Origin of the sequence: Waltera intestinalis, from assembly GCF_009695995.1 — a bacterium.
GTDB classification, from domain to species: Bacteria; Bacillota; Clostridia; order Lachnospirales; family Lachnospiraceae; genus Acetatifactor; species Acetatifactor intestinalis.
The window spans coordinates 56,572-80,142 of record NZ_VUMU01000012.1 but is presented as its reverse complement, the minus strand read 5'-3'; the positions used below and the strand labels follow the sequence as shown (position 1 = coordinate 80,142).

The following is a 23,571-nucleotide window of genomic DNA, read 5'->3' as shown; positions in this document are numbered from 1 at the left end:
CCCCAGCGAATATTTATAAAATTAATCCTCGATCTTAACGATGGTGGAGCAGCCCATGCCACCGCCGATGCACAGAGTAGCCAGACCGGTCTTGGCACCTCTTGCCTGCATCTCATGCAGCAGAGTTACCAGGATACGGCATCCGGAAGCTCCTACGGGATGACCCAGTGCAATAGCACCACCGTTGGGGTTCAGCTGCTTATCTACATCAATACCCAGTTCCTTACCAACTGCTACGGACTGAGCTGCGAATGCTTCGTTAGCCTCGATGATATCGAAGTCTTCGATCTTCATACCGGTCTTAGCCATTACCTTCTTGGTAGAAGCCACAGGACCGATACCCATAACCTCAGGGCGAACGCCTGCCAGAGCGCCTGCTACGAAAGTAGCCATAGGCTTAACGCCCAACTCCTTAGCCTTCTCCTCGCTCATTACAACGATAGCAGCTGCGCCGTCGTTGATACCGGAAGCGTTACCTGCGGTAACGAATCCACCGGGATTGATAGCACGAAGCTTAGCCAGACCTTCGATGGTAGATCCGTGACGAGGACCTTCATCGGTATCGAATACGATGGTCTCTTTCTTCTTCTTAACTTCCACGGGAACGATCTCTGCCTTGAAAGCACCGTTCTTCTGAGCTTCTTCAGCCTTTAACTGGCTCTTTAATGCGAACTCGTCGAGTTCTTCACGGGTAAGTCCCCACTCTTCGCAGATATTGTCTGCGGTCTTAATCATATGATAATCATTGAAAGCGTCCCAAAGTGCATCTTTGATCATGGTATCTACCATGGTTGCGTTACCCATACGATAACCATAACGTCCCTGAGGAATTGCGTAAGGAGCCATGGACATGTTCTCCATACCACCTGCTACTACGATGTCAGCGTCACCTGCCATGATCATCTGTGCAGCCTGGTTCACACAGTTCAGACCGGAACCACACACCACGTTCATGGTAACTGCGGGAACTTCAATGGGAAGTCCTGCCTTGATCGCAGCCTGACGTGCTACGTTCTGTCCCTGACCTGCCTGGATAACACATCCCATATATACCTGGTCAACTGCTTCGGGAGCAATGCCTGCTCTCTTCAGAGCCTCCTTGATCACGATAGCACCCAGCTCCGGTGCAGGAGTTGTGCTTAAGGTTCCACCCATAGTACCGATCGCGGTACGGCAAGCGCCTGCTAATACAACTTTCTTTGCCATTTGTTTGTCCTCCATTTTTTTGTTTTGCTTGGTTTGCTTTCTGAAATGTTTTTAGATTGTTATTTTTTTATCATTTCACTGTTCCTATTTTAACATAGCGAAATCGGTTTTGCAATGATTTTGTCAAAAAAATAACAAAATAACTGATGCAATTTTAAACAGCCTGCCGTAAGTCCGGCAGGCTGTCTGTCATTGCTTATTTAATTGTACCTTTTTACACTGTTTTTACGGCTTATACTTCCGGCTCGATCAGTCCGTAAGTGTCGCCTTTCCTCTTGTAAACTACGTTCACCTGATCAGTCTCTGCATTACAGAATACGAAGAAGCTGTGTCCCAGAAGTTCCATCTGGATGCAGGCATCCTCGGGATACATAGGCTTGATATCGAATTTCTTGGTACGAACGATCTTGATCTCCTCATCATCCGTATAGTCATTCTCTACATAGGCTTTGCTAAAAGAAGCGGCCGCCTGCTGTTTGTCAACGATCTTGTTCTTATATTTTTTCAGCTGTCTCTCAATGATCTCTTCTACCAGATCAATGGATACATACATATCGTTGCTTACCTGCTCCGAACGGATAATACTTCCCTTAACCGGAATGGTTACTTCAATTTTCTGACGATCCTTTTCAACGCTTAATGTTACATGTACTTCTGTATCGGGATTGAAATACTTGTCCAGCTTGCCGATCTTTTCCTCCACTGCTGCTCTTAATCCTGGTGTAACTTCGATGTTTCTGCCAACAATAATAAACTTCATGCTGATCATCCCTTCCAAGTATTTATTTACAAAGATCACTGTAGCAACCCTTGCATTTATTGTATAGTCATTATAGCATAATAGTGCAACGTTTTGCAACAATTTGAGGAGTTTTTTACTTGTTTTTGACATTCTGTATGTCAACCTTAAAATCGACAAATCGTGTCAATTTCTGATTTTTATTACATCTTCACAAAACATTTGTTCCTGCTTTTTTGTAAAATCCTCATCTCAGAATCACCTTTTTTTCTGTGGATAATGTGTATAACTTGGTGTATAAGTAACTTTTATCCTATTTTAGGGCTTTTTCAATGTGGATAACTTTCTATGTATTTTTGCTGTTATTTTATCGTTATTACGCATCTGTATGTTTTTTTGTATACTTTGTATAGTTTTGTTTTGTCAATCCTTTTTTCATCGCGTAATAATATTTTGACAAATTGCACAATTCAGTGTACAACTCTATATGTTTTATCCCATTAGCGCACTTTGGGCATACATACAAAAAAGGCACTGTGTATTTTCACACAGTGCCTTAGTTTTATTGTTACGATTAGAATATCCGTCGAACTGCCAGTACCTTCTTATAATCAGCATTTGAAACGATAATACCGGTCTTGGCGGTAGATGCATGAACGATCTGACCATTACCGATATACAGTGCTACATGACCGGAATAACAGATCAGGTCTCCTGCCTGTGCATTAGCCAGTCCGTCAACTGCTGCACCCTGGCTGCGGTCTGCGGAAGAGGAATGAGGAAGGCTTACACCGAAGTTCGCATATACACTCATTACAAATCCGGAACAGTCGGTACCGTTAGTCAGGCTGGATCCGCCGTATACATAAGGATTACCAACGAACTGTAATGCATAGTTGGCAACTGCAGTACCCATCTCGCTGTCTCCGCTGGCTGTATAGGTAACTGCGGGGGCACTACCGGAAGAACTCTTACTGCTTCCCGCTGCCTTCGCTGCCGCTGCGGCGCGGGCTCTTTCTCTCTCTTGCTTCTCCTTAGCCAGACGCTTTTCTTCCTCCTCCTTGGATTCCGCTTCAACGAACTCCGTATGAAGAGAAACAAATTCTGTGGAGACCCATCCAAGACCTTCTTCGGTATCTACCTGTACCCAGCCATCGGTCTCATCGGATACTACCAGGTCATCCTCTAAGGGAACCAGACCTAATACAGAAGCCTCTAAAGAAGGTTCGGTACGTACTTTTAAGGTTGTGGTGTTAACGGTCGCCAATCTTGTACCTACCTTTTTGGCAAGCTCTACTGCTTCATCGCCGGTCACACAGTACTCGGCTTTTACATAACCGGTTACGGAACCGGAAGAGATCTGATACCAGCCGTTCTCTTCGGAGATGAAGAGACCTACGGAATCGTCATATAACTTACCGACGATCTCACCCTGCTCACTGGGCATGCTTCTTACATTTACATAATCATTTACCTGTGCGATTACCAGATTCTTGAAAGTCTCTTCCTCGGATGCTTCCGGGGTGGTGTCCATCTGATCATCACGGATCACGGTCTCGATAATGCTTTCGATCTGCTTGCTATTGTTCGTACCGGCAGACAGGCTCTCTAACTTGTTGCCCTTTGCCAGGGTCAGCTCAATACCGCCGCTGGGAAGTACCGATGAAGATGCTGCTGCATCTGCGGTAATATTCATTCCGGAAAAAGCCATAACCGCTGCCATGGTACACACGGTAATTTTTACAGATTTACGAACCATTCTATCCTCCTGAAACTCTTGGAGCTGTCTTAATTTCTTAACTTATTTCTTTAAATTTTCAAATCATTTGTTACGAATTTGTTACATCTGTTAACAAATATATCACGCAAAATCCCATTTGTCAATATAGTGAATTAATTGTCAAAGTCTCCAAAAATCCCCATTTCATGCGGGTTCGCAGCATTTTTACGTAAAAAGAGCCACCACATGGGTGACTCTTTTCTTCTAAAATTCTTCGCTTTTCTTTAAATTTTTTTAAGGTTTGTATTACTGATTTATGACTGTTTACGAAAACTATTGCAATAGTTCCCGGCGCTGACCGCAGCATTAGCACCATCCGCCACTGCCGTTACGACCTGGCGCAGAGGTTTCTTACGGATATCACCCGCCACATAGATACCTGCTCTGTCAGTCTCTCCGGTCTCACCTGCCGGAATATAACCATCCTCACCGACTGTCACCAGGCTCTGCAGTAATTCCGTGTTGGGATGGATACCTACAGCGATAAAGATGCCTGCTGCTTCCAGATCCTTCTCTTCTTCCGTCTTCACGTTTTTAATACGCAGCTTTTCCACCATATCCTCACCGCAGATCTCCGTGACCACATGGTCATAAAGGATCTCCACGTTGGGAAGGCTCTTTAATTCCTCCTGCAATACCATGGCCCCCCGCAGACTGTCTCTTCTGTGGATCAGATACACCTTTTCACAGGTTCTCGCCAGGTAGATGGCATCCTCCAGCGCCACGTCTCCGCCGCCGACCACAGCCACCGTTCTGCCCCGGAAAAAGGCTCCGTCGCAGGTAGCGCAGTAGGACACACCCATGCCGTTTAATTCTTCCTCACCGGGCACACCAAGCTTCGCATGCTCCGCACCGGTGGCAAAAATCACCGTACGGGTCTCCAGTTCCTGATCTCCCGCATAGACGCATTTATAGTCGCCACGTTCTTCCACACTGTGCACCGTGGCTTCTAAAAATTCCGCTCCCAGCTTTTCTGCATGCTGTCTGAAAGTCATCCCCATATCGAAACCACTGATCCCGGGAAGTCCGAGATAGTTATCCACTTCATAGGTATTGAGAATCTGTCCGCCGCTCATGGGCTTTTCTTCTATAATAAGAAGGTTCAGCCCCGCACGCTTTCCGTAGACTGCTGCGGACAGACCTGCGGGACCGGAACCGATAATGATCAAATCGTACATAATTTTCTCTCCTTTTGTCCAGTGTAGCAGTTCCCCTATGGAAAAGCAAGCCCATCTGTGCTACACTCCTTATATGTTCCTGTTCCGGGGCAGCTTTGCGCACCGGGGCATCACAAATCCAGAAAGGACATTTTCTAATGAATATAACGAAAAATGCACCGTTAGCCATGGTCACCGGCGCTTCCCGGGGCATCGGCAGAGCCATTGCGGAAGCTCTGGCAGGTGCCGGGTACGACCTGATCCTCACCTGCTGTCATACCCTCCCCGAACTTCAGGAAGCAGCCGCCTCTTTAGAAGAAAAATACGGCATCACCTGCACCGCCGTTACTGCGGATGCATCAGATCCCTCTGCAATTGAAAAAATATTTGCTTCCCTGGATCATCTGGATGTTCTGGTCAATAATGCCGGAATCTCCTACATCGGTCTGCTCACGGATATGAGCGTTGATGAATGGCAGCATATTATCAATACGAACTTAAGCTCCTGTTTCTACACCAGCCGACTGGCAATTCCTCTGATGCTGCAAAAGCACAGCGGATGTATCATCAATATCTCCTCCGTATGGGGAAACGTTGGGGCTTCCATGGAAGTCGCTTACTCCGCTTCCAAGGGCGGCGTAAACAGCTTCACCAAAGCTCTCGCCAAGGAGCTGGCACCCAGCAATATCCAGGTCAACGCCATCTCCTGCGGCGTCATTGACACTGCCATGAACCACTGCTTCTCCCCCGAGGAAATGGACACTCTCCGGAAAGAGATCCCCGCTGACCGTCTGGGACAGCCGGAGGAAGTGGGGCAGCTTGTCCTCCAGCTCATCCAGGCACCGACCTATCTCACCGGGCAGATCCTTACTCTTGACGGAGGCTGGCAATAACGCTCTCCGCCGATTCTCCCGGCACCAGTGATGCCACGATCCGCTCCATCTCTTCTTTGGATCCGGCATCCCGGCACCGGAGGATCAAATGCTCCTTCTCCGTCTCTGTCAGCGCCGCATAACCCTGCATCGCCTGTTCGTTCATTGCCAGTGCCATACCGAATCCTATCGGCAGTTCATTCAGGGGAAACGCTTTTGTGCCGCCGCTTCCGGCTGTTAATCCATCCATACTAATCTCCTTTCACAGACAATTGATGTGTCTTATTTAGTCTGTGCAGGAAAATTCCCACTATACAAAAATCTCACAGACAACGGTATTCCCATCATCTATGAGATTCTTATTTTAGTTTCTGCCGGATCTGACTTATTTAGCTGCAAGATATTTTCCCATATGCTCTCTGATATGCTCGAACTGCTTTCTCGTATGAGGATTCCGTGATTCAAAATTCATCAGCTGATCCAGATACCCTTGCTGCTTCACAATGCGGCAGCTCTCCGGATAGACCAGCTCGTACACCAGGGAAATGTGTCCCACCACGTTATCCACCGCCGTTTTTTTCAGGGAACGCAGTACGGCATGCTCCTCATCAAAGCTCTGCAGTACTTCCGGTGTCACTTCCTCCTGATATAATACCTCGGTGTCCACATTGTAGATTTCCTCCAGAGGGAATTCCACATTAACTTTCAGAATATCAATCTTATCCGCATCCCGTAAAATATGGCAGAACATTGCCGTCCGCTTATCCAGTCCCTCCGGGATCCGGTAGGCACTGTGATAAAATACTGCAGTCCACAGCAGTTCGTCTTCGGATGCATCCTCCACGAAATCCCGAATGTTTATCCCGGCATCTGCCTGAATTCCATCGGGCAGACTCTCTTCGCCTCCCGATGCCAGTCCTGTTTTCTGCTCCCAGGTGCGTCCAAACAGGATGCGTGCTCCATACTTCGCATGGTCGATGGAATCTGCATCGATAAAGGTTCCGTATACCCGCTGCTGTTCGAACCGTCCCACATCATGAAGCAGTCCGGTCAGCCACGCAATATCCACGTCCTCCTCCGGAAGGTCAAGGGATCTTGCAATCTGCCGGCACAGTCCGCAGACACGGTAAGTGTGTTCTATTTTCAGGCGGATCATGTCCCGGCTACTGTCATAACGGTCCGTGTATTCCTTAAATGCCACCAGTGCTTTTTCTCTGTTGATCTTCATTTCTGCTGCCTCTTATCTTATTTTTCTTCTGCTGCCTGCACATAGATCAGTTTGTATACCGCCACGCAGATTGCAGCCACTATCACTAACAACCCCAGTTCCAGTGCCCAGGTGGGAATCGCAGAAGCACATACCACAGTTAAGAAGTCCACTGCAAAATGTAGTCCGAAGGCTGCTGCCAAATGCAGCTTTCTGCCTGTCTTCACCGCACTGTATACAAGAATCGACAACGCGATCTGCAGAGCGATCGCACTGATCCGCTCCACCGGTGCGAGATAGAACTGGTAAGCCGGTGTGGTCCAGAGAACAGAGAGCTGATGGTAGGTTACCTCCTGCTGTGCGGGCTCCAATGCCGTCATAGTCTTCTCCATCAGACCACCGTTGATCATGGCTGCGGTAAGGAGATTGCTCATAGAAGACATACCAAGGATCAGAAAAGCTTCAATGCCGCCATGTCCGGCGCCGTACATCAACGCATTTTCCCGGGTAAGATGTTTTTTCAGGCAGAATGTCATAGCGATCCAACGGCCACACTCCTCAAAAAGTGCTGCTGCAAGCCCACCGTAAATCGCATACAGCCAGATATTGTCCCGGATCACGCTTCCGGTCACCGTCAGCACGATGGCATGACAGATCTGCTCTAAGATCATGGCAAAGCCCACGAAAATTCCACAACCGATGAAGAACGCCGGCACCCATGCCTTTGTCTTCTTATAGATAAAGATACCTAAAAATATGGGTAACCCCACGGATAATAGCAGAGATATCACCATCCCCACCATGCTTGCACCGCTTACGGTTCCCCAGATCATTGTTGTTTCCACTGCATTTGTTACTGTCATATACTCTCCTATCCGAGCGCCGCGGGACGCTCTGCACACTTGTTATTTCACCATCTGCTGCCGTTTATATTCACCGTTCCCTCTTGTAAGATCCTCCGGAAAAAGGTAAGAAATCCTTCCTCTACCGCCACCCGGTCAACCGCTGTCTCAGGCAGATCATAGAAATATTTTCCGGTTCCGGGATCCAGGGAAATGCTGTCCAGCGGAAAACCCTCTCTGCGGATGCTGCTGTGAGGTACATCCGCCAGCCAGAATTTCTCACTTTCCATGTCAGGCTCCATCGCCTCATATACATGTTCCTCATCCTGCACATAGCAGATGGCATTGCGGTATTTTGCCGTAAGCCTGCCATAGCGTTTTACCAGTCCGATATAGTGCTCCAGCATCTGCTCATCCGTCAGACACACACCGTTCACCGTACGCACATGTACCCCGGGCTGGACCACCTCCGGGACATCTTCAAAATACAACCCGGAATCACAGGAAAATACAGGCATACGAAAAGCTTCATAATAAGCATGCGCTTTCTGCCTGGCATTCTCCAGAGGTGTATTGCCTGTCTCCGGGACATCGGGGATCTCCACCCCTTGTGCCTGCAGATCCTGCAGACTGATCAGTTCAATGCCAAGTCCGGCTATGCGGTTCTGCATGGCAGCTGCCTTTGCCGGATTGCCGGTACCGTATAACAGTTTCATAAGCGTTGTCCTGCTTCCTTTCCGGTCAGATCAGCGCGGTGTCTGTGCCAGGACAGAGATAATCGCGATCGCCGCCAAAATCACAACAACTACCACTACTGCAACAATGATCTTCTTTTTCATATATGATACCTGCTCTTTCTAACTCTTTTATGCTTTTGCATCCCATGGACTAATGATGGCATATTTCAGGGACAATTTCAAGGATTATAAAAATATTCGAGATGGCTCCACTTTCTCACCCGGCCAGGATTTTCTGAGTGCCGCATAGGAAACCAGAAAGTTAGCAAGCCAGCCGGCCGGAACGGCAAGCCAGACAAAGTCGATGCCAAAACGCGGTGCACAGATCAAAGCCACAGACAAGCGGATCGCAAGGTTTACCATATTGGCAATGAGGAATGGTCGCATGATGCCAAGTCCGCGAAGAACTCCATCGGTTGCCATTTTAATTCCCATAAAGATAAAGAAGTAACCAAGCCATCTCATATAATCTCCGGACACCTGATAAGCCAGCGCTGTTCCGTCTTTTCCAAGAAATAGCGAAGAAATCTGCGTGTGCAGTGTTTCAATGACAAGGAAGGCAAGCGCCGCAAAACACACGTCCAACACCAATGCCGCATGATAACCTTTTTTGATACGCTCGGTTTTGCCTGCCCCAAGGTTTTGGGAAACATACGGCGAAACTGCATTACCGATGGACACGAAGATCAGGGAAAAAACATTCTCCACCCGCATCGTCGCCGCATATCCTGCAAGTGCCTGTGTGCCGAAGGGATTTACCACTGCCTGTACAATCATCATACCGATCGACACGGTAGACTGCTGCAGGACCGAGGGCACTGCGATCCGAAGCATCGAGCGCAGCTTGCGCCCGTCAAACCACTGAAACGGGCTTTGGTATCGCCGCATCCGGTATAAGAAAATCAAAAGTGAAAAAACAGCGGAAATTCCCTGGGCAATCAGGGTTGCAAGCGCCGCGCCGAATACACCAAGCCCCAGAACGGCTACCATCCAAAGATCCATCACAATATTCAGGATGGATGAAAAGATCAGCAGCCCCAACGGAATTTTTGATTCACCGATGGAAGTGAACATGGTGGAGAGAATATTGTACATGAACAAAAACGGAAAGCCCACAAAATAGACCCGCAAGTACAGTACCGCTTCGTCCAGAATATCGGCAGGGGTCTGTAACCCGCTCATCATCGCATGGGAAAAGCAAAAGCCAAAGATACCAAGGAGGATACTCAGAAGTAAAAAGCTGATCAGCGACGTAGACACAATGGTTTTCATTTTGCCATACTCTTTTGCGCCGAAATAGCGACTTACAAGCACACCGGCACCGACACCGGCACCCAGTGCCACACAAATGAAAACATTCGTCAGGGCTGCACAGGCACCAACCGCTGCCAGTGCAGAGGAACCCACAAACTGACCGACGATAATGGAGTCAGCCATATTGTATACCTGTTGAAAAAAACTGCCGAGAATCATCGGCATTGCAAAAACCGTCAGCGCTTTCAGCGGTGCATCGGTAATCAAATACTCATCTTTTGACATGATCATATTCCTCCACAGTTCCTTCAGCATTCTTCCATGGCTTCTTCAACTCGTTCATCTGCATCTTATCCGCCTCTTTTCCGGAAGCTGCTGTATTCTTCACCTTTACCAAATATAAAGAAACCCCCGAAAATACTGGATTTTCGGGGTTTTTGTTCTTTTTTCGATATTCGCTTGAATTATCTCTTTGAGAACTGAGGTGCGCGACGAGCAGCCTTCAGACCGTACTTCTTTCTTTCCTTCATACGAGGGTCTCTGGTAAGGAATCCAGCCTTCTTCAGAACGGGTCTGAAATCACCGTCTACCTGAAGCAGAGCTCTGGAAATACCGTGTCTGATCGCACCAGCCTGGCCGGTGTATCCGCCACCGCGAACGTTAACCAGAACGTCGAACTTCTCAGCAGTCTCAGTAGCTGCCAGAGGCTGACGAACGATAACCTTCAGAGTCTCCAGACCGAAGTACTCATCAATGCTTCTCTTATTGATTGTAATATTACCATTACCGGGTACTAAATATACTCTGGCGATGGATTTCTTTCTTCTACCGGTTCCGTAGTATCTTTCTGTTTTAGCCATGATTTATTTTCCTCCTCTCAGTCCTTTAGAATGTCAGTACTTCAGGCTTCTGAGCTTCATGCTTGTGCTCAGGTCCTGCATATACGTGAAGTTTGGTGAACATCTGTCTTCCTAAAGGTCCCTTGGGAAGCATGCCCTTAACTGCAAGCTCGATTACCTGCTCAGGCTTCTTTTCTAATTTTTCTCTCAAGGTAGCTTCTTTTAAGCCACCAACGTAATCGGAATGATGATAATATACCTTCTGGTCCATCTTCTTACCGGTTACTTTGATCTTCTCAGCATTGATAACGATAACGTTGTCACCGCAGTCGATGTGGGGAGTGAAGATAGGCTTATTCTTGCCTCTCAGCACTTTAGCAACCTCAGATGCCAGGCGGCCTAAGGTCATGTCAGTAGCGTCTACTACATACCATTTTCTATCGATTGTAGCTGGACTAGCCATAAATGTTTTCATTGTGTTCCCTCCATATTACTTTCGCCGATTCCTGATCGACTTTTTCAGTGTTCCGGTCTGATAGTAATCTGCAGATGTCCGGCTACATTTTACTTCTTCCCAAAACGGTTGAATACTTTATTTCAATGCTTCGTCGGGGCTTTGACTCAGCATATTGAAACACTGTCACAGTCATATATTATATGGCACCAAGCAATTAGTGTCAAGATAATTTTAAAACTTTTTACAGTTCAGCCGTAAAACGTAACAATGCGGCTTTGCAGATGACGCATGCTGAACTGTCACAGGAACTCGTATTTCATCAGCGTCAGTCCATGGGCCGGTGCGGTAGGTCCCGCTGCACTGCGGTCTTTTGCCTCGAGGATCGTGAAAATATCCATAGGGTCCCGCTTGCCCTGTCCGATATCTAACAGGGTTCCGGCAATGATCCTCACCATATTATATAAGAAGCCATTACCACAGACCCGGATCACCAGATCATTTTCTCCCTGCTCTTCCACTTCCACGGAATAGATGGTGCGTACGGTGGATTCCACCTGGGCACCGGTCTGGCAGAAGCTTTTGAAATCATGTTCTCCCTCCAGATAAGCCGCAGCTTCCTGCATCCGGTTCACATCCAGTTCATAATAAGTAAACAGCGAATACAGACGTTTCACCGGCATGGGGAACTGTGCCCGGTAGATCCGGTATTCATAGGTCTTGCGGCTGTCGCATCTGCGGGGATGCCAGTCCTGCGGCACCTGTTCGGACTTTTGTATCCGGATATCCTCCGGAAGTCTCTGGTTCAGTGCATAAGAAATTTTCTCCGCAGGCATCCGGCTGGTCGTGTCAAACACAGCGATATTCCCCAGTGCATGCACACCGGAATCTGTACGGCTGGCACCGATGACCTCAACAGGCTCCCGCAACAGATCAGTCAGACACCGGTTCAATTCGCTTTCGATGGTGATCTCGTTATTCTGGATCTGCCAGCCGTGATAATTCGTACCGTCGTACGCCACAGTCAGGCGGACACGCTTTTTCTCTTTTTCCGGTTGCTTTGACAGCTGTTCTATTGTCATTTCCGATTCCACTGCATTTCACCCGCTTTCTCTGTTTTGATGCCTATGATTGTTTTTACGGTAAAAACGGTAACCTTCCTACCACAATGCTGATCACCATATATGCGGCAATACAGCCGTAAGCAATGTAATCTCTCTTATGATAGATCAGCGGTTTCATCTTCGTCCTGCCCTCTCCGCCTCTATAGCATCTGGCCTCCATTGCCATGGCAAGGTCGTTGGCTCTGCGAAACGCGGAGATAAACAGCGGTACTAAAAGGGGCACCATTGCCTTGGCACGTTTGAATATATTGCCGCTCTCGAAATCCGCACCTCTGGCGATCTGTGCTTTCATGATCTTATCCGTTTCTTCTAATAATATCGGAATAAAACGAAGTGCAATGGACATCATCATGGCCACTTCATGTACGGGCACCTTGAATATTTTTAAGGGTCCCATCATTTTCTCCATACCGTCCGTCAGATTGTTCGGTGTGGTGGTCAGTGTCATCACAGAGGATCCAATAATCAGCAGTGTCAGGCGGATTGCCATGGAAATGGCCATCTTCAGACCTTCCTGCGTGATGGTCAGCTTCCAGATTGTGAGTAACGGTGTTCCCGGTGTCAGAAAGAGATTGAACACCACTGTGATCAGCATGAGCATAACAATGGTCTTCATTCCCTTTACCATGAATTTAAAAGGTACCTTCGACAGACGGATCACCAATCCCAGGAAAAGTGCCGCAATCACATACCCTGCATAATTTTTAAAGAAAAACAGAGAAATGATGAACAGGATCGTACCTCCCAGCTTTACTCTGGGATCCATCCTGTGGATCAGGGATTCTGTCTGATAATATTGTCCTAATGTAATATCTCTAAGCATATTGCTCCTTACTGGGTTTCCGCCCGCTTCCACTTCCCGGGTCGGAACCCGCATCTTACCTCATGCTTCTCTTACGTATTCTTCGATTTCCAGGCTCTGGCAATCTCTTCCGCTGCTTCCTCGATCGTTGTTACATTCACATCCACATCTGCGCCTCTGGCTTGCAGATCATGCATGATATAGGTGACCTGCGGTGCCGCCAGTCCTACTTCTTCCAATTCTTTGTAATGTTTGAACACTTCTCTCGGGGTATCGTCATACATGACGCTTCCCTTGTTCATCACAATAATACGGTCTACGTATTCCGCCACATCCTCCATACTGTGGGATACCAGCAGAATCGTAAGTCCTGTCTCGGTCTGCAGCTTTTTGATCTGCTGTAAGATTTCATCTCTTCCCTTGGGATCCAGCCCGGCAGTGGGTTCATCCAGGATCAGCACTTCCGGCTTCATTGCCAGTACTCCGGCGATCGCCACACGACGCTTCTGTCCACCGGACAGTTCAAAGGGTGATTGATAGAAAAGCTCATCCGGCAATCCTACTTTTTTCAGAGCATCGTATGCACGAAGCTCCACTTCTTTTTTATCCAGTCCCAGATTCTTCGGTCCGAAACAGACATCGCTGAATACATCGATCTCAAACAGCTGATGCTCCGGATACTGGAACACCAACCCTACCTTGCTGCGGAGCTTCTTCATATCATAATCCTTGTCGTAGATATCTTCTCCGTTAAAATAGATATGTCCGTCGGTAGCACGGATCAATCCGTTCATATGCTGCATCAGCGTGGACTTACCGGAACCGGTATGCCCGATGATACCGATGAACTGTCCATCCGGTATCTTCAGGCAGACATCGTTCAGGGCATGAACTGCCAGCGGTGTATCTGCACCGTATACATAATTCACATGATCTAATATGATAGACATTTTTTCGATCCTTTCCCGGGTACTTTCATTTGCTGCCATCCCCGCCACTATTTCCTGTCGGTTTTTCCATAGCCCAGTGCATTGACCAGCTCTTCCCTTGTCAATATGCCATCCGGCAGCGGAATTCCACGTTTCTGCAATTCATACGATAACAGCGTTACCTGCGGCACATCCAGCCGTAGCTTTTTCAGCTGCTCCACCTGTGAAAAGATTTCCCGGGGGGTACCCTGCATGGCAATTTTCCCCTTATCCATGACAAATACCTTGTCCGCATGAATGATCTCTTCCATATAATGAGTGATCAGGATCAGCGTAACGCCTTCCACCTGATTCAATCCACGGACTGCACGGATGACTTCCTTACGTCCACTGGGATCCAGCATGGCAGTTGGCTCATCTAATACAATGCATTTGGGATGCATGGCCAGTACTCCGGCAATAGACACTCTCTGCTTCTGCCCACCGGACAGCTTATTCGGGGAATACTTTCGATATTCGTACATACCTACCGCACGTAGGCTCTCTTCCACACGCTGCCAGATCTCCTCCGTGGGGATCCCCATGTTCTCCGGACCAAATCCCACATCTTCTTCCACTACCTGTCCTATGATCTGGTTATCCGGATTCTGAAACACCATGCCGGCTGTCTGACGGACCTTCCAGATGTTGTCCTCATCCTTCGTGTCCATACCATCGACCCAGAGTGTTCCCTCTGTCGGATTTAAGATGGCATTCATATGCTTTGCCAGAGTAGACTTGCCGGAACCGTTATGTCCGAGGATAGCTATGAACTGTCCCTGCTCTATATCAAGAGAAACATCATTCACTGCTCTTGTGATCCCTTCCACATTTCCCTCTTCATCCCGACGAATATATTCATATACTACATTATTTGCTTTAATGATCTCCATAAATAATCTCCATTCCATATTCGCTTAGTGCCGGAGAATCAGCTGTCTTCTGCTTTTGCAAGATATCGTTCCTATTTTACTAGATTATGCACAGATTTACAACACTTAACAGGGAACTGACCCGACTTTTTCAAAATCTCTTGTACTGCTTTCCAAAAACCTTTATAGTTATGGTTGTATCTTTCTATTGCAGAACATTTCAGAAAATAAAACGAGGAGGCATTCTATGAATCCGATCGATCGCAATAAAATATGGAAGATGGTGGGTATCCTTGCGCTCATCACTGTCGTGGCCGGAGGACTGCTAAGGGTATCCCAACACAGTTCCTACACTCTGGAGGATTATGCGGTGGACAATCCTTCCCTGGCTTATCAGACGGCAGAGCCGTCACCTACCCCGGAGCCTACACCAGTCGTCGACAATTCCAATGAAAATGCGACAGAAAACTTGCAGGAAGGATCTTCCATGGCAGAAACTACTGTTTTGACCGGTTATTCCCTGAACGGAGAGCTATTGACCGACCAGCGGATCACGCTGTCCGACGGCTTCTATTATGAGCCGTTATCCGAAAAATTACAGAGATACATAACAGGTGTTTCTTATCCAGCCACTGTGAATAACTCTGATAGTTCTTCGGAAACACTGTTGAAATCTGTCGAAATCAGCTATGACGATCTGCGCTATGTACATATAAGGCATTATAATTTTGAAGGAAATCCTGCAGAAGGGGAATTAATCTGTAACAAGGCGATCGCGCAGGACCTGACAGAAATCTTCTACGAGCTGTATTGTAATGAATATCAGCTGGAAAAGGTACTTTTGATCGATGAATATGATGGGGATGACCTCGCATCCATGGAGGATAACAATACCTCCTGCTTCAACTACCGCCCGGTGGAAGGAACTTCCTCCCTGTCTAAGCATGCATTAGGGCTGGCGATCGATATCAATCCCTTTTATAATCCTTATATTACTTACAATAAGGATGGCAGCGAAAAGGTATCTCCTGCAAACGCTTCCGCCTATGCAGACAGAACCTCTTCCTTCCCCTACAAAATTGACGAAAACGATCTGTGCTATCAGTTATTTAAGGAACATGGTTTCACCTGGGGAGGTCACTGGAACTCCTGCAAGGATTATCAGCATTTTCAGAAGGTAGTGGAGTAAGCCGCTTGTCAGCAATCATTTTCCTGTAATAATCGAGTAGACTGTCTCCTACTCGATTTGTATACTTCGCATACACAAAAAGCGCCTCCGGAAATGAACCAACTCATTTCCGAAAGCGCTATTTTTATGTCTGCTTATAAGTTATGGATTAAACTAACTCCAGAACAACAGTCATAGCTGCGTCACCCTTACGCTGACCGATCTTAACGATTCTGGTGTAACCACCCTTACGGGTAGCATACTTGGGAGCATACTCATCGAAGAGCTTTGCAACCAGGTCAACTTCCTTGGTGTTCTTTTTCTTGCCTGCTGCATCAGTGGGAACCTCAACTACAGGGTTCAGAACCTTCAGCATCTGACGACGTGCATGAGATCTGGTAGGCAGATCCTTTTTGATCTCCTTCTCAACTTCGTCGTATACAGTAACGGTAACACCGTTCTCGATCTTAACCAGCTTGCCATCCTTATCGCGATGGGACTCAGCCAGGACCTTACCGGTCTCCTTGTCAACGATCTGCTTTACGCGCTTGCCGTCCTTGTCCTTGCGGGCAACCTTGGTGGTAACTTTAACAGTTTCGAAGTTATCCTTCTCTTTTACTGCCAGAGCGATCAGTCCATCAACGATCTTCTGTACTTCCTTAGCCTTAGCTTCGGTGGTAACGATCTTGCCGTTGTTGATCACTGCAGTTACCTGATTTCTTAATAATGCCTTTCTCTGTGCAGATGTTCTGCCGAGTTTTCTGTACTTTGCCATGATAATTTTCCTTTCTCCATTCATGGTACATCCGGCCATGCACTTTGGACTTACTTACCGAATGCGTTGTTTTTTGCCATTTAGAGATAAACCGCATCCGAACACTTTGGGCTTACCGGATACGGAAATCTAACTTTTTATGTTCAGCTGAAATTAGTTCTCATCGCTGGGGTTCAGCTGTAATCCCAGCTCTTTCAGTTTAGCCAGAACTTCTTCCAAAGATTTACGTCCGAGGTTACGAACCTTCATCATATCTTCTGAAGTCTTATTGGTTAACTCTTCTACAGTATTGATACCTGCTCTCTTCAAGCAGTTGTAAGAACGAACGGAAAGCTCCAGCTCGTCAATACTCATCTCCAGAACCTTTTCCTTCTCGTCGTCTTCCTTCTCTACCATAACCTCAGCGGTCTTAGCATTTTCGGAAAGGTCAATGAACAGGTTCAGATGCTCGCTGAGCACCTTAGCTGCCAGGCTGACTGCCTCATCAGGAGCCAGGGTTCCGTTGGTGTATACATCCAATGTAAGCTTGTCGAAATCAGTACTCTGACCTACACGGGTATTTTCTACCGTAACGTTAACTCTCTCTACAGGTGTATAGATAGAATCAATGGCAATTACGCCGATTGGTAAATCTTCGTGTTTGTTCTTGTCGGCACTTACGTAGCCGCGGCCTCTTGTAATAGTTAACTCCATGTAAAGCTTGGTATCTTTACCACTCAGAGTAGCGATTACAAGGTCGGGGTTCAGAATTTCAATATCCTGGTCACACTGGATATCAGAAGCTCTTACAACACCTTCGCCTTCAAACTCGATATATGCAGTCTTAGCCTCGTTGGTCTCGCTGTTGTTCTTGATCGCAAGGCTCTTGATGTTCATGATGATCTCAGATACATCTTCCTTTACGCCGGGAATAGAACTGAACTCATGAAGAACACCTTCAATTTTGATCTGGCTCACTGCAGCACCGGGCAGGGAAGACAGCATGATTCTTCTCAGGGAGTTACCCAGAGTAATACCATAGCCTCTTTCCAGGGGTTTTACTACGAATTTACCATACTTTTTGTCTTCTGAAATCTCGCTAACCTCAATATTAGGTCTTTCAAAATCAAACACTGCCAATACCCTCCTTTGCGAACTTTATATGTTGACATGTTCTTACGAACAATATCCCATGGAATAATATTCCACAGGAAATGTTCATTGGGGTTACATAAAACTTACTTGGAGTACAACTCGACGATAAGCATCTCGTCAACAGGAACATCGATCATCTCTCTGGTAGGCAGATTCTTGATGGTTCCCTTAAAGTTCTCAACATCAGCATCGATCCATTCGGGTACTAATCTTCCAGCAGTAACATCAAGGATATCCTTGTATCTCTGCATGGACTTAGCGCTCTCCTTGATCTCGATAACATCGCCAGCCTTGATCAGGTAAGAAGGAATGTTTACACACTTACCGTTTACAAGTACATGCTTGTGGTCAACGATCTGTCTTGCTTCTCTTCTGGTTCTTGCAAAACCCATTCTGAACACTACATTGTCCAGTCTGCTCTCTAACAGGGTCATCAGGTTCTCACCGGTCATGCCCTTCATTCTATCAGCCTTCTCATAGTAGTTACGGAAAGGCTTCTCCAGAACGCCATAGATGAACTTAGCCTTCTGCTTTTCTCTTAACTGAAGTCCGTACTCAGATACCTTTTTGCCTGCTCTTGCAGAGGTTCTGTTAGACTTCTTGTCATAGCCCAGGTAAGAAGGCTCAAGGCCAAGGGCTCTACATCTTTTCAGTACAGGTACGCGATTTACTGCCATTTTTTTATTTTCCCTTCTTTATACTTCGGAAGTGACTTCCGAGGGTTGTTTACAGTGCCGCAATGCGGCACTTTCATCCAACTTGTTCTAATGTTACTTCATTAAAATTAATTGTTTCGTCTTCTGACGATTTCTCACTAAACGCGACGACGCTTAGGAGGACGGCATCCATTGTGAGGTACAGGAGTTACATCACAAATGCTTAAGACATCCAGTCCACTTGCAGACAGAGCTCTGATTGCTGCTTCTCGTCCTGAACCAGGACCCTTTACGAATACGTCAACGGACTTTAATCCGTGAACAAGAGCAGCCTTTGTTGCTGTTTCAGCAGCCATCTGTGCAGCATATGGAGTAGATTTCTTTGAACCTCTAAAACCAAGACCACCGGCACTTGCCCAGCTAAGAGCATTACCTTCAGCATCTGTTAACGTTACGATTGTATTGTTAAAAGAAGACTGAATATGTGCCTGTCCGCGTTCAACGTTTTTTCTTACACGCTTTTTTGTTACTTTCTTTGCAACTTTTTTAGCCATTTTAAACTAACCTACTTTCTCATTTCCTGGGGATGCTTACATTTGCTTCCCTCTCACAGTTACATTTTGATCTCAATTACTTCTTCTTATTTGCCACCGTGCGCTTAGGTCCCTTACGAGTTCTTGCGTTGGTCTTAGTCTTCTGACCACGAACAGGAAGTCCTTTACGATGACGAATACCACGATAGCAGCCGATTTCCTGAAGTCTCTTGATATTCAGAGCGATTTCTCTTCTCAGATCACCTTCTACCATAACGCCAAGCTTTTCGATAGCTTCACTGATCTTCTTTACCTCATCATCGGTAATATCTCTCACTCTGGTATCAGGATTTACACCTGCTTCTGCTAACAGCTTGTCAGCAGTAGGTCTGCCTATTCCATAGATATAGGTCAAACCGATCTCAATTCGTTTTTCTCTAGGTAAGTCTACACCTGCGATACGAGCCATTTACGTTTCCTCCATTTTCCTGCGTAATCTCTTACGCTTTGCGCAACATTTCTGCGCTCACAACTTTTGTTGTGCGTGCGTACGTTTGGTCTGTTAGTTGTACGCTCAATAGTTACTAATTGATTGGGGCTCTCACCCAATCGGACACGATCCGATCTTTCCACGACGATAATTTTAGAAATTCTTTTCGTCATGGTATCAACAAGTAATCTCCCGTAAGCTCTATCCAAATCTATTATGAAAATTGATATTTTTGATAATGATCAATTCAGCCGCACATAATAACCGGACAAGAACTCACATACCTGATCAAATGACGATCAAGCGGTGATTATCCCTGTCTCTGTTTGTGCTTCGGATTCTCACAGATTACTCTGATGCGTCCTTTTCTCTTGATGATTTTGCACTTTTCGCAAATCGGTTTTACTGATGATCTAACTTTCATGTTAAACCCTCCTTTCAAAAAAGACCGTCTTACATTATAGCATGACGGTCTTTCCTTTGCAAGCGTATTCTTACGCTTTTTTCAATATTTTTTAGGTTTTTTCAACTTTTTTGTGAACTTTTTGCCTGCTTTACGATCAAAACAATAAAAGTAATGGCTGCAGCCGCTGCAACACTTAAAATCCGGAAGGTAAACCTTGCATGCAACGCAGAATGATGTTGTACGGCAATGATCCAGGCAAAAGGAATTGCAGCTGTGACAACGACCGGAAGTAACTGTGCATACACATTCTTCCATCTTCCCATAACAATGATCATTACCATCAGTCCTACTGCCACTGCGGCCAGGATGCCTGCGGCGATTCCCATATAAACCGGATATTCGTGAAGATTCAGTCCGATCACATAGAACCCTCCGTTCATCCGCGGTCTGCCGCCGATTGCCTCTGTACGACCGATAATGGACCAAATAGCATCTTTGATCGTACCGGTATGTAAAGTCAGGTCTGCAATGACCCATTTTGCTGCCCACATTCCCGCATAGCCGATTCCCCAGCTTGCGCAGAAGCCGATCAGCTTTTTGATATTATTCCATGCTCTGTCATTTTCTAATAAGAAGTAACAGCACAGAGGAATTCCCAGTGTAGTGATGGGATACGTCAGAAAATCAAAATAAGACGTCAGAATTCCAACGATCAGGAAGAATTCCGGATACTGTCCCTTCTCATGCAATCCGTCATGATGTAACAGCATATATTCCACTGCCAGAAGCGTCAGGATCCAGCACACCGACATGGTCAGAGAGATCAGCACCAGTACCGGTTTCATGAACAGAAAGCTTCCCAGGGTCACAGCTGCGACACCTGCATTCTGTTTTCGTATTGCCGTGATCAGTACCCAGATCATAAGTGCGATCTGTACCGCCAGTTCCAGCCATACCACATGCTTCCAGGAGAACAGCAGCAGCAAAGGCTTTAAGTATAAAAGATAGCCGTGCCAGTACCTCGCATAAATATGAAGGTACATGTTATTGACATTCTCATGGGATTCACAAAAAGCCTTCAAGGAATCTTCCGGCGTCCACACGTCCTCTTCCAGATCATAGTGGTACATCCACATGGCATGTTCATAAGCATTTTTATCCGGCAGTCTCTCTATGGCATTCTGTACCATGATAGCATCGGTGTAAGTCTCTCTGTTTTTCCACAAGTACTTTGAGAATGCATCTTCCGGGATCTCATCGCCGGTCTTCAGCATATCCCCAACACTTTTCTCCACATTCCTGCGCATCGGCCCTACCGGAAGCAGGAATACCAATATCAAAAGCATTGTTCCCACTACCGCACTGATCGCCAGAATAGCAGCAAAGTTACGTATTTTTTTAGCCATAGCTATTTTCTCTCCAGATTGTACTTACTTATCTCTCCAGATAATACGTCCCTTGCTCAGATCGTAAGGAGACAATTCCAGTGTTACCTTATCTCCGGGAAGGATACGGATGAAGTTCTGACGAAGCTTACCACTGATGGTAGCCAGCACTCTGTGTCCGTTCTCCAATTCTACACGGAACATGGTATTGGGAAGTTTCTCCACAACGGTTCCTTCGATTTCAATTACATCACTTTTAGACATAAAATTCCTCCATAGCTTTCTACTTTTTACTTCTTTACATTACTTATTACTCAGATAATCCTCCAGGGTCTTGCGGATCTGTCTGTCGATCTCGTCCCGCTCCCCCGGAAGATTCTGCTTTATGATCTGGATCAGTGTGTCCTGTGCCGAAGAATGTATGATCTGGATATGCTTTTTCTTTTTCTTCTTCGGATGTTCTACACCACGCAGCCTTCCGTCACACAGATAAACACATTCTCCCTCTTCACCGACGATCATGTACAATCTGTCCTTGTCATGACCGGCTTTTGAAGTTGCAAGTTCTCCTATCATACCGTAAGTCTAACCTTTCTTACGCATTATAATCGCAGTGGATTACTCTTAATACATGGTCAGGATCTCGGGCTCGCCGTCCGTGATCAGGACCGTATTCTCATAATGTGCGGATAGGGATCCATCCTCGGTGACAACTGTCCAGTCGTCATCCAGCCATGCCACATCCGGTCTTCCGATATTGATCATGGGCTCGATTGCCAGCGTCATACCTGCCTGTAACTTCAGTCCACGTCTGTGCTGTGCAAAATTGGGAATCTGTGGATCCTCATGCAGGCTGGTGCCGATACCATGGCCTACCAGATCTCTTACGATGCCATAACCAAAAGGTTTAATATAAGCATCGATGGCATTGGAAATATCATACAGGTGGTTGCCTGCCTTCGCCATCTCGATTCCTGCGAAAAAGCTTCCCTTGGTTCTCTCCATCAGGAGTCTTGCTTCTTCACTGACCTGACCTACCGGGAAAGTACGTGCCATGTCGGAATGATATCCCTTATAGATCAATCCTGCATCCAGACTTACAATATCACCCTCGTGAAGAATATGATCTTTGTGAGGAATACCATGTACGACTTCATCATTCACAGATACACAGATAGATGCCGGATATCCGTTATAATTCAGGAAGTTGGGAATACAGCCGTGGGCACGGATCAGCTTCTCACCCAGATTGTTGATATCCAGAGTGGATACACCGGGGTGCACTGCCTTCTCCATCTGGCTGAATACATCCGCCAAAATTTTACATGATTCTCTCATCAGCTCGATCTCACGCTGTGATTTGATAGTTACTGCCATTTTATTCACCTTTCCGTTCCGGATTTTTCTGCTGTTTGTCAGGGATCCGGACTTTTCTTAGCCAAGGATTGCTACGATATCCGCAAATACCTCTTTCATATCCTTGGTGCCGTCTACGGTCTTTAATACATTTTTCTTGGTATAGAAATCGATCAGCGGCTGGGTCTGGTCATGATATACCTTCAGACGGTTCAATACGGTCTCAGGCTTATCATCATCACGCAGTACCAGTTCCTGTCCGCACTTATCACAGATGCCTTCCTTCTTGGGCGGGATGTGCTCGATATGATAGGTTGCGCCGCAGGACAGACATGCGCGTCTGCCGGACATTCTCTTCACGATATTCTCATCGGGAACATTTACGTCGATTGCAAAATCAATAGCATCTCCCAACTTGGTCAATGCCTTGTCCAGTACCTCTGCCTGAGGAATGGTTCTGGGGAATCCATCCAGTACATAGCCGTTCTTGCAATCATCCTGTGCAACTCTGTCTAAGAGGATCTTGACAGTCAGTTCATCGGGAACCAGCTGACCCTGATCCATGTATTTCTTCGCTTCCATACCAAGCTCGGTTCCGTTCTTGATATTTGCACGGAAAATATCTCCTGTGGATACATGAGGAATTCCATACTTCTCAGCAATCATTTTTGCCTGTGTACCTTTACCTGCGCCGGGTGCGCCTAACATGATAATCTTCATATCTGCTCCTATCTGCCTGCAGCTGCAGGCTCTGCTCTTCTATGGATAAGCTACAAATACAGCCCAACATTTATATTTTAACTTTTATGCGGCTT

29 protein-coding genes are annotated in these 23,571 nt (G+C 46.5%); 2 read left to right on the top strand and 27 right to left on the bottom strand.

Features of this window, described 5'->3' with window-relative positions:
* Positions 1–21 precede the first annotated feature (21 nt).
* The 4 genes from FYJ59_RS10195 to trxB form a co-directional block, all read right to left on the bottom strand.
* On the bottom strand, positions 22–1,206 hold the full coding sequence (locus tag FYJ59_RS10195) for an acetyl-CoA C-acetyltransferase (protein WP_154496780.1): 1,185 nt from the start codon (positions 1,204–1,206) through the stop codon (positions 22–24).
* A gap of 232 nt (positions 1,207–1,438) precedes the next feature.
* Entirely contained in the window at positions 1,439–1,966 is a 528-nt protein-coding gene (gene hpf, locus FYJ59_RS10190) for a ribosome hibernation-promoting factor, HPF/YfiA family (RefSeq protein WP_118552252.1), read from the bottom strand.
* 553 nt (positions 1,967–2,519) lie between these two features.
* The gene (locus FYJ59_RS10185; protein ID WP_154496778.1) at positions 2,520–3,704 is read right to left on the bottom strand and encodes a C40 family peptidase; all 1,185 of its coding nucleotides are present in this window, start codon (positions 3,702–3,704) and stop codon (positions 2,520–2,522) included.
* A 275-nt stretch (positions 3,705–3,979) separates the two neighbouring features.
* Complete coding sequence (trxB, locus tag FYJ59_RS10180; RefSeq protein ID WP_154496776.1) at positions 3,980–4,903, bottom strand: thioredoxin-disulfide reductase; 924 nt, start codon at positions 4,901–4,903, stop codon at positions 3,980–3,982.
* A gap of 137 nt (positions 4,904–5,040) precedes the next feature.
* Between trxB and ymfI the strand changes: the two genes are divergently transcribed.
* On the top strand, positions 5,041–5,775 hold the full coding sequence (gene ymfI / locus FYJ59_RS10175; protein ID WP_154496773.1) for an elongation factor P 5-aminopentanone reductase: 735 nt from the start codon (positions 5,041–5,043) through the stop codon (positions 5,773–5,775).
* Here the strand turns inward: ymfI and FYJ59_RS10170 are convergent.
* The 12 genes from FYJ59_RS10170 to FYJ59_RS10120 form a co-directional block, all read right to left on the bottom strand.
* Positions 5,750–6,004 carry a hypothetical protein gene (locus tag FYJ59_RS10170; protein ID WP_154496771.1) on the bottom strand — a complete coding sequence of 85 codons (255 nt, stop codon included), beginning with the start codon at positions 6,002–6,004 and terminating at the stop codon, positions 5,750–5,752. The two genes, ymfI and FYJ59_RS10170, sit on opposite strands and share 26 nt — an antisense overlap.
* 135 nt (positions 6,005–6,139) lie before the next feature.
* Complete coding sequence (locus FYJ59_RS10165; RefSeq protein ID WP_154496769.1) at positions 6,140–6,982, bottom strand: HD domain-containing protein; 843 nt, start codon at positions 6,980–6,982, stop codon at positions 6,140–6,142.
* 17 nt (positions 6,983–6,999) lie between these two features.
* Positions 7,000–7,824 (bottom strand): YhfC family intramembrane metalloprotease, encoded by an 825-nt coding sequence (locus tag FYJ59_RS10160; protein ID WP_154496767.1) that lies wholly within the window; start codon positions 7,822–7,824, stop codon positions 7,000–7,002.
* A gap of 47 nt (positions 7,825–7,871) precedes the next feature.
* Positions 7,872–8,519 (bottom strand): non-canonical purine NTP pyrophosphatase, encoded by a 648-nt coding sequence (locus FYJ59_RS10155; RefSeq protein WP_154496765.1) that lies wholly within the window; start codon positions 8,517–8,519, stop codon positions 7,872–7,874.
* 207 nt (positions 8,520–8,726) lie between these two features.
* Positions 8,727–10,079, bottom strand: coding sequence for an MATE family efflux transporter (locus tag FYJ59_RS10150; RefSeq protein WP_154496763.1), 1,353 nt, complete (start codon positions 10,077–10,079; stop codon positions 8,727–8,729).
* Positions 10,066–10,191 carry a hypothetical protein gene (locus tag FYJ59_RS14235; RefSeq protein WP_268878538.1) on the bottom strand — a complete coding sequence of 42 codons (126 nt, stop codon included), beginning with the start codon at positions 10,189–10,191 and terminating at the stop codon, positions 10,066–10,068. The genes FYJ59_RS10150 and FYJ59_RS14235 overlap by 14 nt, the downstream gene beginning before the upstream one ends.
* A gap of 67 nt (positions 10,192–10,258) precedes the next feature.
* Positions 10,259–10,654, bottom strand: a complete 396-nt coding sequence (rpsI, locus tag FYJ59_RS10145; RefSeq protein WP_022154279.1) for a 30S ribosomal protein S9 — start codon at positions 10,652–10,654, stop codon at positions 10,259–10,261.
* Between the two features lie 25 nt (positions 10,655–10,679).
* A complete protein-coding gene (rplM, locus tag FYJ59_RS10140) occupies positions 10,680–11,108 on the bottom strand; it encodes a 50S ribosomal protein L13 (protein ID WP_022154280.1) in 429 nt (142 codons plus the stop codon).
* A gap of 281 nt (positions 11,109–11,389) precedes the next feature.
* Positions 11,390–12,169, bottom strand: coding sequence for a tRNA pseudouridine(38-40) synthase TruA (gene truA, locus FYJ59_RS10135; protein ID WP_154496761.1), 780 nt, complete (start codon positions 12,167–12,169; stop codon positions 11,390–11,392).
* Positions 12,170–12,224: 55 nt separating this feature from the next.
* Positions 12,225–13,034 carry an energy-coupling factor transporter transmembrane component T family protein gene (locus FYJ59_RS10130; protein ID WP_154496759.1) on the bottom strand — a complete coding sequence of 270 codons (810 nt, stop codon included), beginning with the start codon at positions 13,032–13,034 and terminating at the stop codon, positions 12,225–12,227.
* Between the two features lie 71 nt (positions 13,035–13,105).
* Positions 13,106–13,963 carry an energy-coupling factor transporter ATPase gene (locus FYJ59_RS10125; RefSeq protein WP_154496757.1) on the bottom strand — a complete coding sequence of 286 codons (858 nt, stop codon included), beginning with the start codon at positions 13,961–13,963 and terminating at the stop codon, positions 13,106–13,108.
* Between the two features lie 47 nt (positions 13,964–14,010).
* Positions 14,011–14,874, bottom strand: coding sequence for an energy-coupling factor transporter ATPase (locus tag FYJ59_RS10120; RefSeq protein ID WP_154496753.1), 864 nt, complete (start codon positions 14,872–14,874; stop codon positions 14,011–14,013).
* Positions 14,875–15,100: 226 nt separating this feature from the next.
* Here FYJ59_RS10120 and FYJ59_RS10115 point away from each other — a divergent pair, with 226 nt between their 5' ends.
* Positions 15,101–16,042, top strand: a complete 942-nt coding sequence (locus tag FYJ59_RS10115; protein ID WP_235897997.1) for a M15 family metallopeptidase — start codon at positions 15,101–15,103, stop codon at positions 16,040–16,042.
* A 148-nt stretch (positions 16,043–16,190) separates the two neighbouring features.
* Here FYJ59_RS10115 and FYJ59_RS10110 read toward each other — a convergent pair whose 3' ends face one another.
* The 11 genes from FYJ59_RS10110 to FYJ59_RS10060 all read right to left on the bottom strand — a co-directional run bounded on the left by FYJ59_RS10110 (position 16,191) and on the right by FYJ59_RS10060 (position 23,476).
* Positions 16,191–16,796, bottom strand: coding sequence for a bL17 family ribosomal protein (locus FYJ59_RS10110; RefSeq protein ID WP_154496748.1), 606 nt, complete (start codon positions 16,794–16,796; stop codon positions 16,191–16,193).
* Between the two features lie 153 nt (positions 16,797–16,949).
* Positions 16,950–17,909: a DNA-directed RNA polymerase subunit alpha gene (locus tag FYJ59_RS10105; protein ID WP_022154287.1), complete on the bottom strand. Its 960-nt coding sequence runs from the start codon at positions 17,907–17,909 to the stop codon at positions 16,950–16,952.
* Between the two features lie 104 nt (positions 17,910–18,013).
* On the bottom strand, positions 18,014–18,607 hold the full coding sequence (gene rpsD / locus FYJ59_RS10100; protein ID WP_022154288.1) for a 30S ribosomal protein S4: 594 nt from the start codon (positions 18,605–18,607) through the stop codon (positions 18,014–18,016).
* 137 nt (positions 18,608–18,744) lie between these two features.
* The gene (gene rpsK, locus FYJ59_RS10095) at positions 18,745–19,140 is read right to left on the bottom strand and encodes a 30S ribosomal protein S11 (protein WP_022154289.1); all 396 of its coding nucleotides are present in this window, start codon (positions 19,138–19,140) and stop codon (positions 18,745–18,747) included.
* A gap of 76 nt (positions 19,141–19,216) precedes the next feature.
* Positions 19,217–19,588: a 30S ribosomal protein S13 gene (rpsM, locus tag FYJ59_RS10090; RefSeq protein ID WP_022154290.1), complete on the bottom strand. Its 372-nt coding sequence runs from the start codon at positions 19,586–19,588 to the stop codon at positions 19,217–19,219.
* A 331-nt stretch (positions 19,589–19,919) separates the two neighbouring features.
* Positions 19,920–20,033 (bottom strand): 50S ribosomal protein L36, encoded by a 114-nt coding sequence (gene rpmJ / locus FYJ59_RS10085; RefSeq protein WP_031271335.1) that lies wholly within the window; start codon positions 20,031–20,033, stop codon positions 19,920–19,922.
* Positions 20,034–20,134: 101 nt separating this feature from the next.
* The gene (locus FYJ59_RS10080) at positions 20,135–21,421 is read right to left on the bottom strand and encodes a hypothetical protein (protein WP_154496744.1); all 1,287 of its coding nucleotides are present in this window, start codon (positions 21,419–21,421) and stop codon (positions 20,135–20,137) included.
* A 24-nt stretch (positions 21,422–21,445) separates the two neighbouring features.
* Positions 21,446–21,664, bottom strand: coding sequence for a translation initiation factor IF-1 (infA, locus tag FYJ59_RS10075; RefSeq protein WP_022154292.1), 219 nt, complete (start codon positions 21,662–21,664; stop codon positions 21,446–21,448).
* A 39-nt stretch (positions 21,665–21,703) separates the two neighbouring features.
* Entirely contained in the window at positions 21,704–21,976 is a 273-nt protein-coding gene (locus tag FYJ59_RS10070) for a KOW domain-containing RNA-binding protein (protein WP_154496742.1), read from the bottom strand.
* Positions 21,977–22,024: 48 nt separating this feature from the next.
* Complete coding sequence (gene map / locus FYJ59_RS10065; protein WP_022154294.1) at positions 22,025–22,777, bottom strand: type I methionyl aminopeptidase; 753 nt, start codon at positions 22,775–22,777, stop codon at positions 22,025–22,027.
* 57 nt (positions 22,778–22,834) lie between these two features.
* Positions 22,835–23,476, bottom strand: a complete 642-nt coding sequence (locus FYJ59_RS10060; protein ID WP_154496740.1) for an adenylate kinase — start codon at positions 23,474–23,476, stop codon at positions 22,835–22,837.
* Positions 23,477–23,571: the final 95 nt, after the last annotated feature.

Excerpts from the sequence above, each read along its gene's own strand:
- map (WP_022154294.1), bottom strand. The coding sequence starts at position 22,777 with ATGGCAGTAACTATCAAATCACAGCGTGAGATCGAGCTGATGAGAGAA.
- rpmJ (WP_031271335.1), bottom strand. The coding sequence starts at position 20,033 with ATGAAAGTTAGATCATCAGTAAAACCGATTTGCGAAAAGTGCAAAATC.
- truA (WP_154496761.1), bottom strand. The coding sequence starts at position 12,169 with ATGACAATAGAACAGCTGTCAAAGCAACCGGAAAAAGAGAAAAAGCGT.
- FYJ59_RS10185 (WP_154496778.1), bottom strand. The coding sequence starts at position 3,704 with ATGGTTCGTAAATCTGTAAAAATTACCGTGTGTACCATGGCAGCGGTT.
- FYJ59_RS10060 (WP_154496740.1), bottom strand. The coding sequence starts at position 23,476 with ATGAAGATTATCATGTTAGGCGCACCCGGCGCAGGTAAAGGTACACAG.
- infA (WP_022154292.1), bottom strand. The coding sequence starts at position 21,664 with ATGTCTAAAAGTGATGTAATTGAAATCGAAGGAACCGTTGTGGAGAAA.
- FYJ59_RS10150 (WP_154496763.1), bottom strand. The coding sequence starts at position 10,079 with ATGTCAAAAGATGAGTATTTGATTACCGATGCACCGCTGAAAGCGCTG.
- rpsD (WP_022154288.1), bottom strand. The coding sequence starts at position 18,607 with ATGGCAGTAAATCGCGTACCTGTACTGAAAAGATGTAGAGCCCTTGGC.
- FYJ59_RS10130 (WP_154496759.1), bottom strand. The coding sequence starts at position 13,034 with ATGCTTAGAGATATTACATTAGGACAATATTATCAGACAGAATCCCTG.
- FYJ59_RS10120 (WP_154496753.1), bottom strand. The coding sequence starts at position 14,874 with ATGGAGATCATTAAAGCAAATAATGTAGTATATGAATATATTCGTCGG.
- FYJ59_RS10080 (WP_154496744.1), bottom strand. The coding sequence starts at position 21,421 with ATGGCTAAAAAAATACGTAACTTTGCTGCTATTCTGGCGATCAGTGCG.
- FYJ59_RS10110 (WP_154496748.1), bottom strand. The coding sequence starts at position 16,796 with ATGGCAAAGTACAGAAAACTCGGCAGAACATCTGCACAGAGAAAGGCA.
- rpsI (WP_022154279.1), bottom strand. The coding sequence starts at position 10,654 with ATGGCTAAAACAGAAAGATACTACGGAACCGGTAGAAGAAAGAAATCC.
- ymfI (WP_154496773.1), top strand. The coding sequence starts at position 5,041 with ATGAATATAACGAAAAATGCACCGTTAGCCATGGTCACCGGCGCTTCC.
- FYJ59_RS10170 (WP_154496771.1), bottom strand. The coding sequence starts at position 6,004 with ATGGATGGATTAACAGCCGGAAGCGGCGGCACAAAAGCGTTTCCCCTG.
- rpsM (WP_022154290.1), bottom strand. The coding sequence starts at position 19,588 with ATGGCTCGTATCGCAGGTGTAGACTTACCTAGAGAAAAACGAATTGAG.
- FYJ59_RS10165 (WP_154496769.1), bottom strand. The coding sequence starts at position 6,982 with ATGAAGATCAACAGAGAAAAAGCACTGGTGGCATTTAAGGAATACACG.
- FYJ59_RS10115 (WP_235897997.1), top strand. The coding sequence starts at position 15,101 with ATGAATCCGATCGATCGCAATAAAATATGGAAGATGGTGGGTATCCTT.
- rplM (WP_022154280.1), bottom strand. The coding sequence starts at position 11,108 with ATGAAAACATTTATGGCTAGTCCAGCTACAATCGATAGAAAATGGTAT.
- rpsK (WP_022154289.1), bottom strand. The coding sequence starts at position 19,140 with ATGGCTAAAAAAGTTGCAAAGAAAGTAACAAAAAAGCGTGTAAGAAAA.
- FYJ59_RS10070 (WP_154496742.1), bottom strand. The coding sequence starts at position 21,976 with ATGATAGGAGAACTTGCAACTTCAAAAGCCGGTCATGACAAGGACAGA.
- hpf (WP_118552252.1), bottom strand. The coding sequence starts at position 1,966 with ATGAAGTTTATTATTGTTGGCAGAAACATCGAAGTTACACCAGGATTA.
- trxB (WP_154496776.1), bottom strand. The coding sequence starts at position 4,903 with ATGTACGATTTGATCATTATCGGTTCCGGTCCCGCAGGTCTGTCCGCA.
- FYJ59_RS10125 (WP_154496757.1), bottom strand. The coding sequence starts at position 13,963 with ATGTCTATCATATTAGATCATGTGAATTATGTATACGGTGCAGATACA.
- FYJ59_RS10195 (WP_154496780.1), bottom strand. The coding sequence starts at position 1,206 with ATGGCAAAGAAAGTTGTATTAGCAGGCGCTTGCCGTACCGCGATCGGT.
- FYJ59_RS10160 (WP_154496767.1), bottom strand. The coding sequence starts at position 7,824 with ATGACAGTAACAAATGCAGTGGAAACAACAATGATCTGGGGAACCGTA.
- FYJ59_RS10155 (WP_154496765.1), bottom strand. The coding sequence starts at position 8,519 with ATGAAACTGTTATACGGTACCGGCAATCCGGCAAAGGCAGCTGCCATG.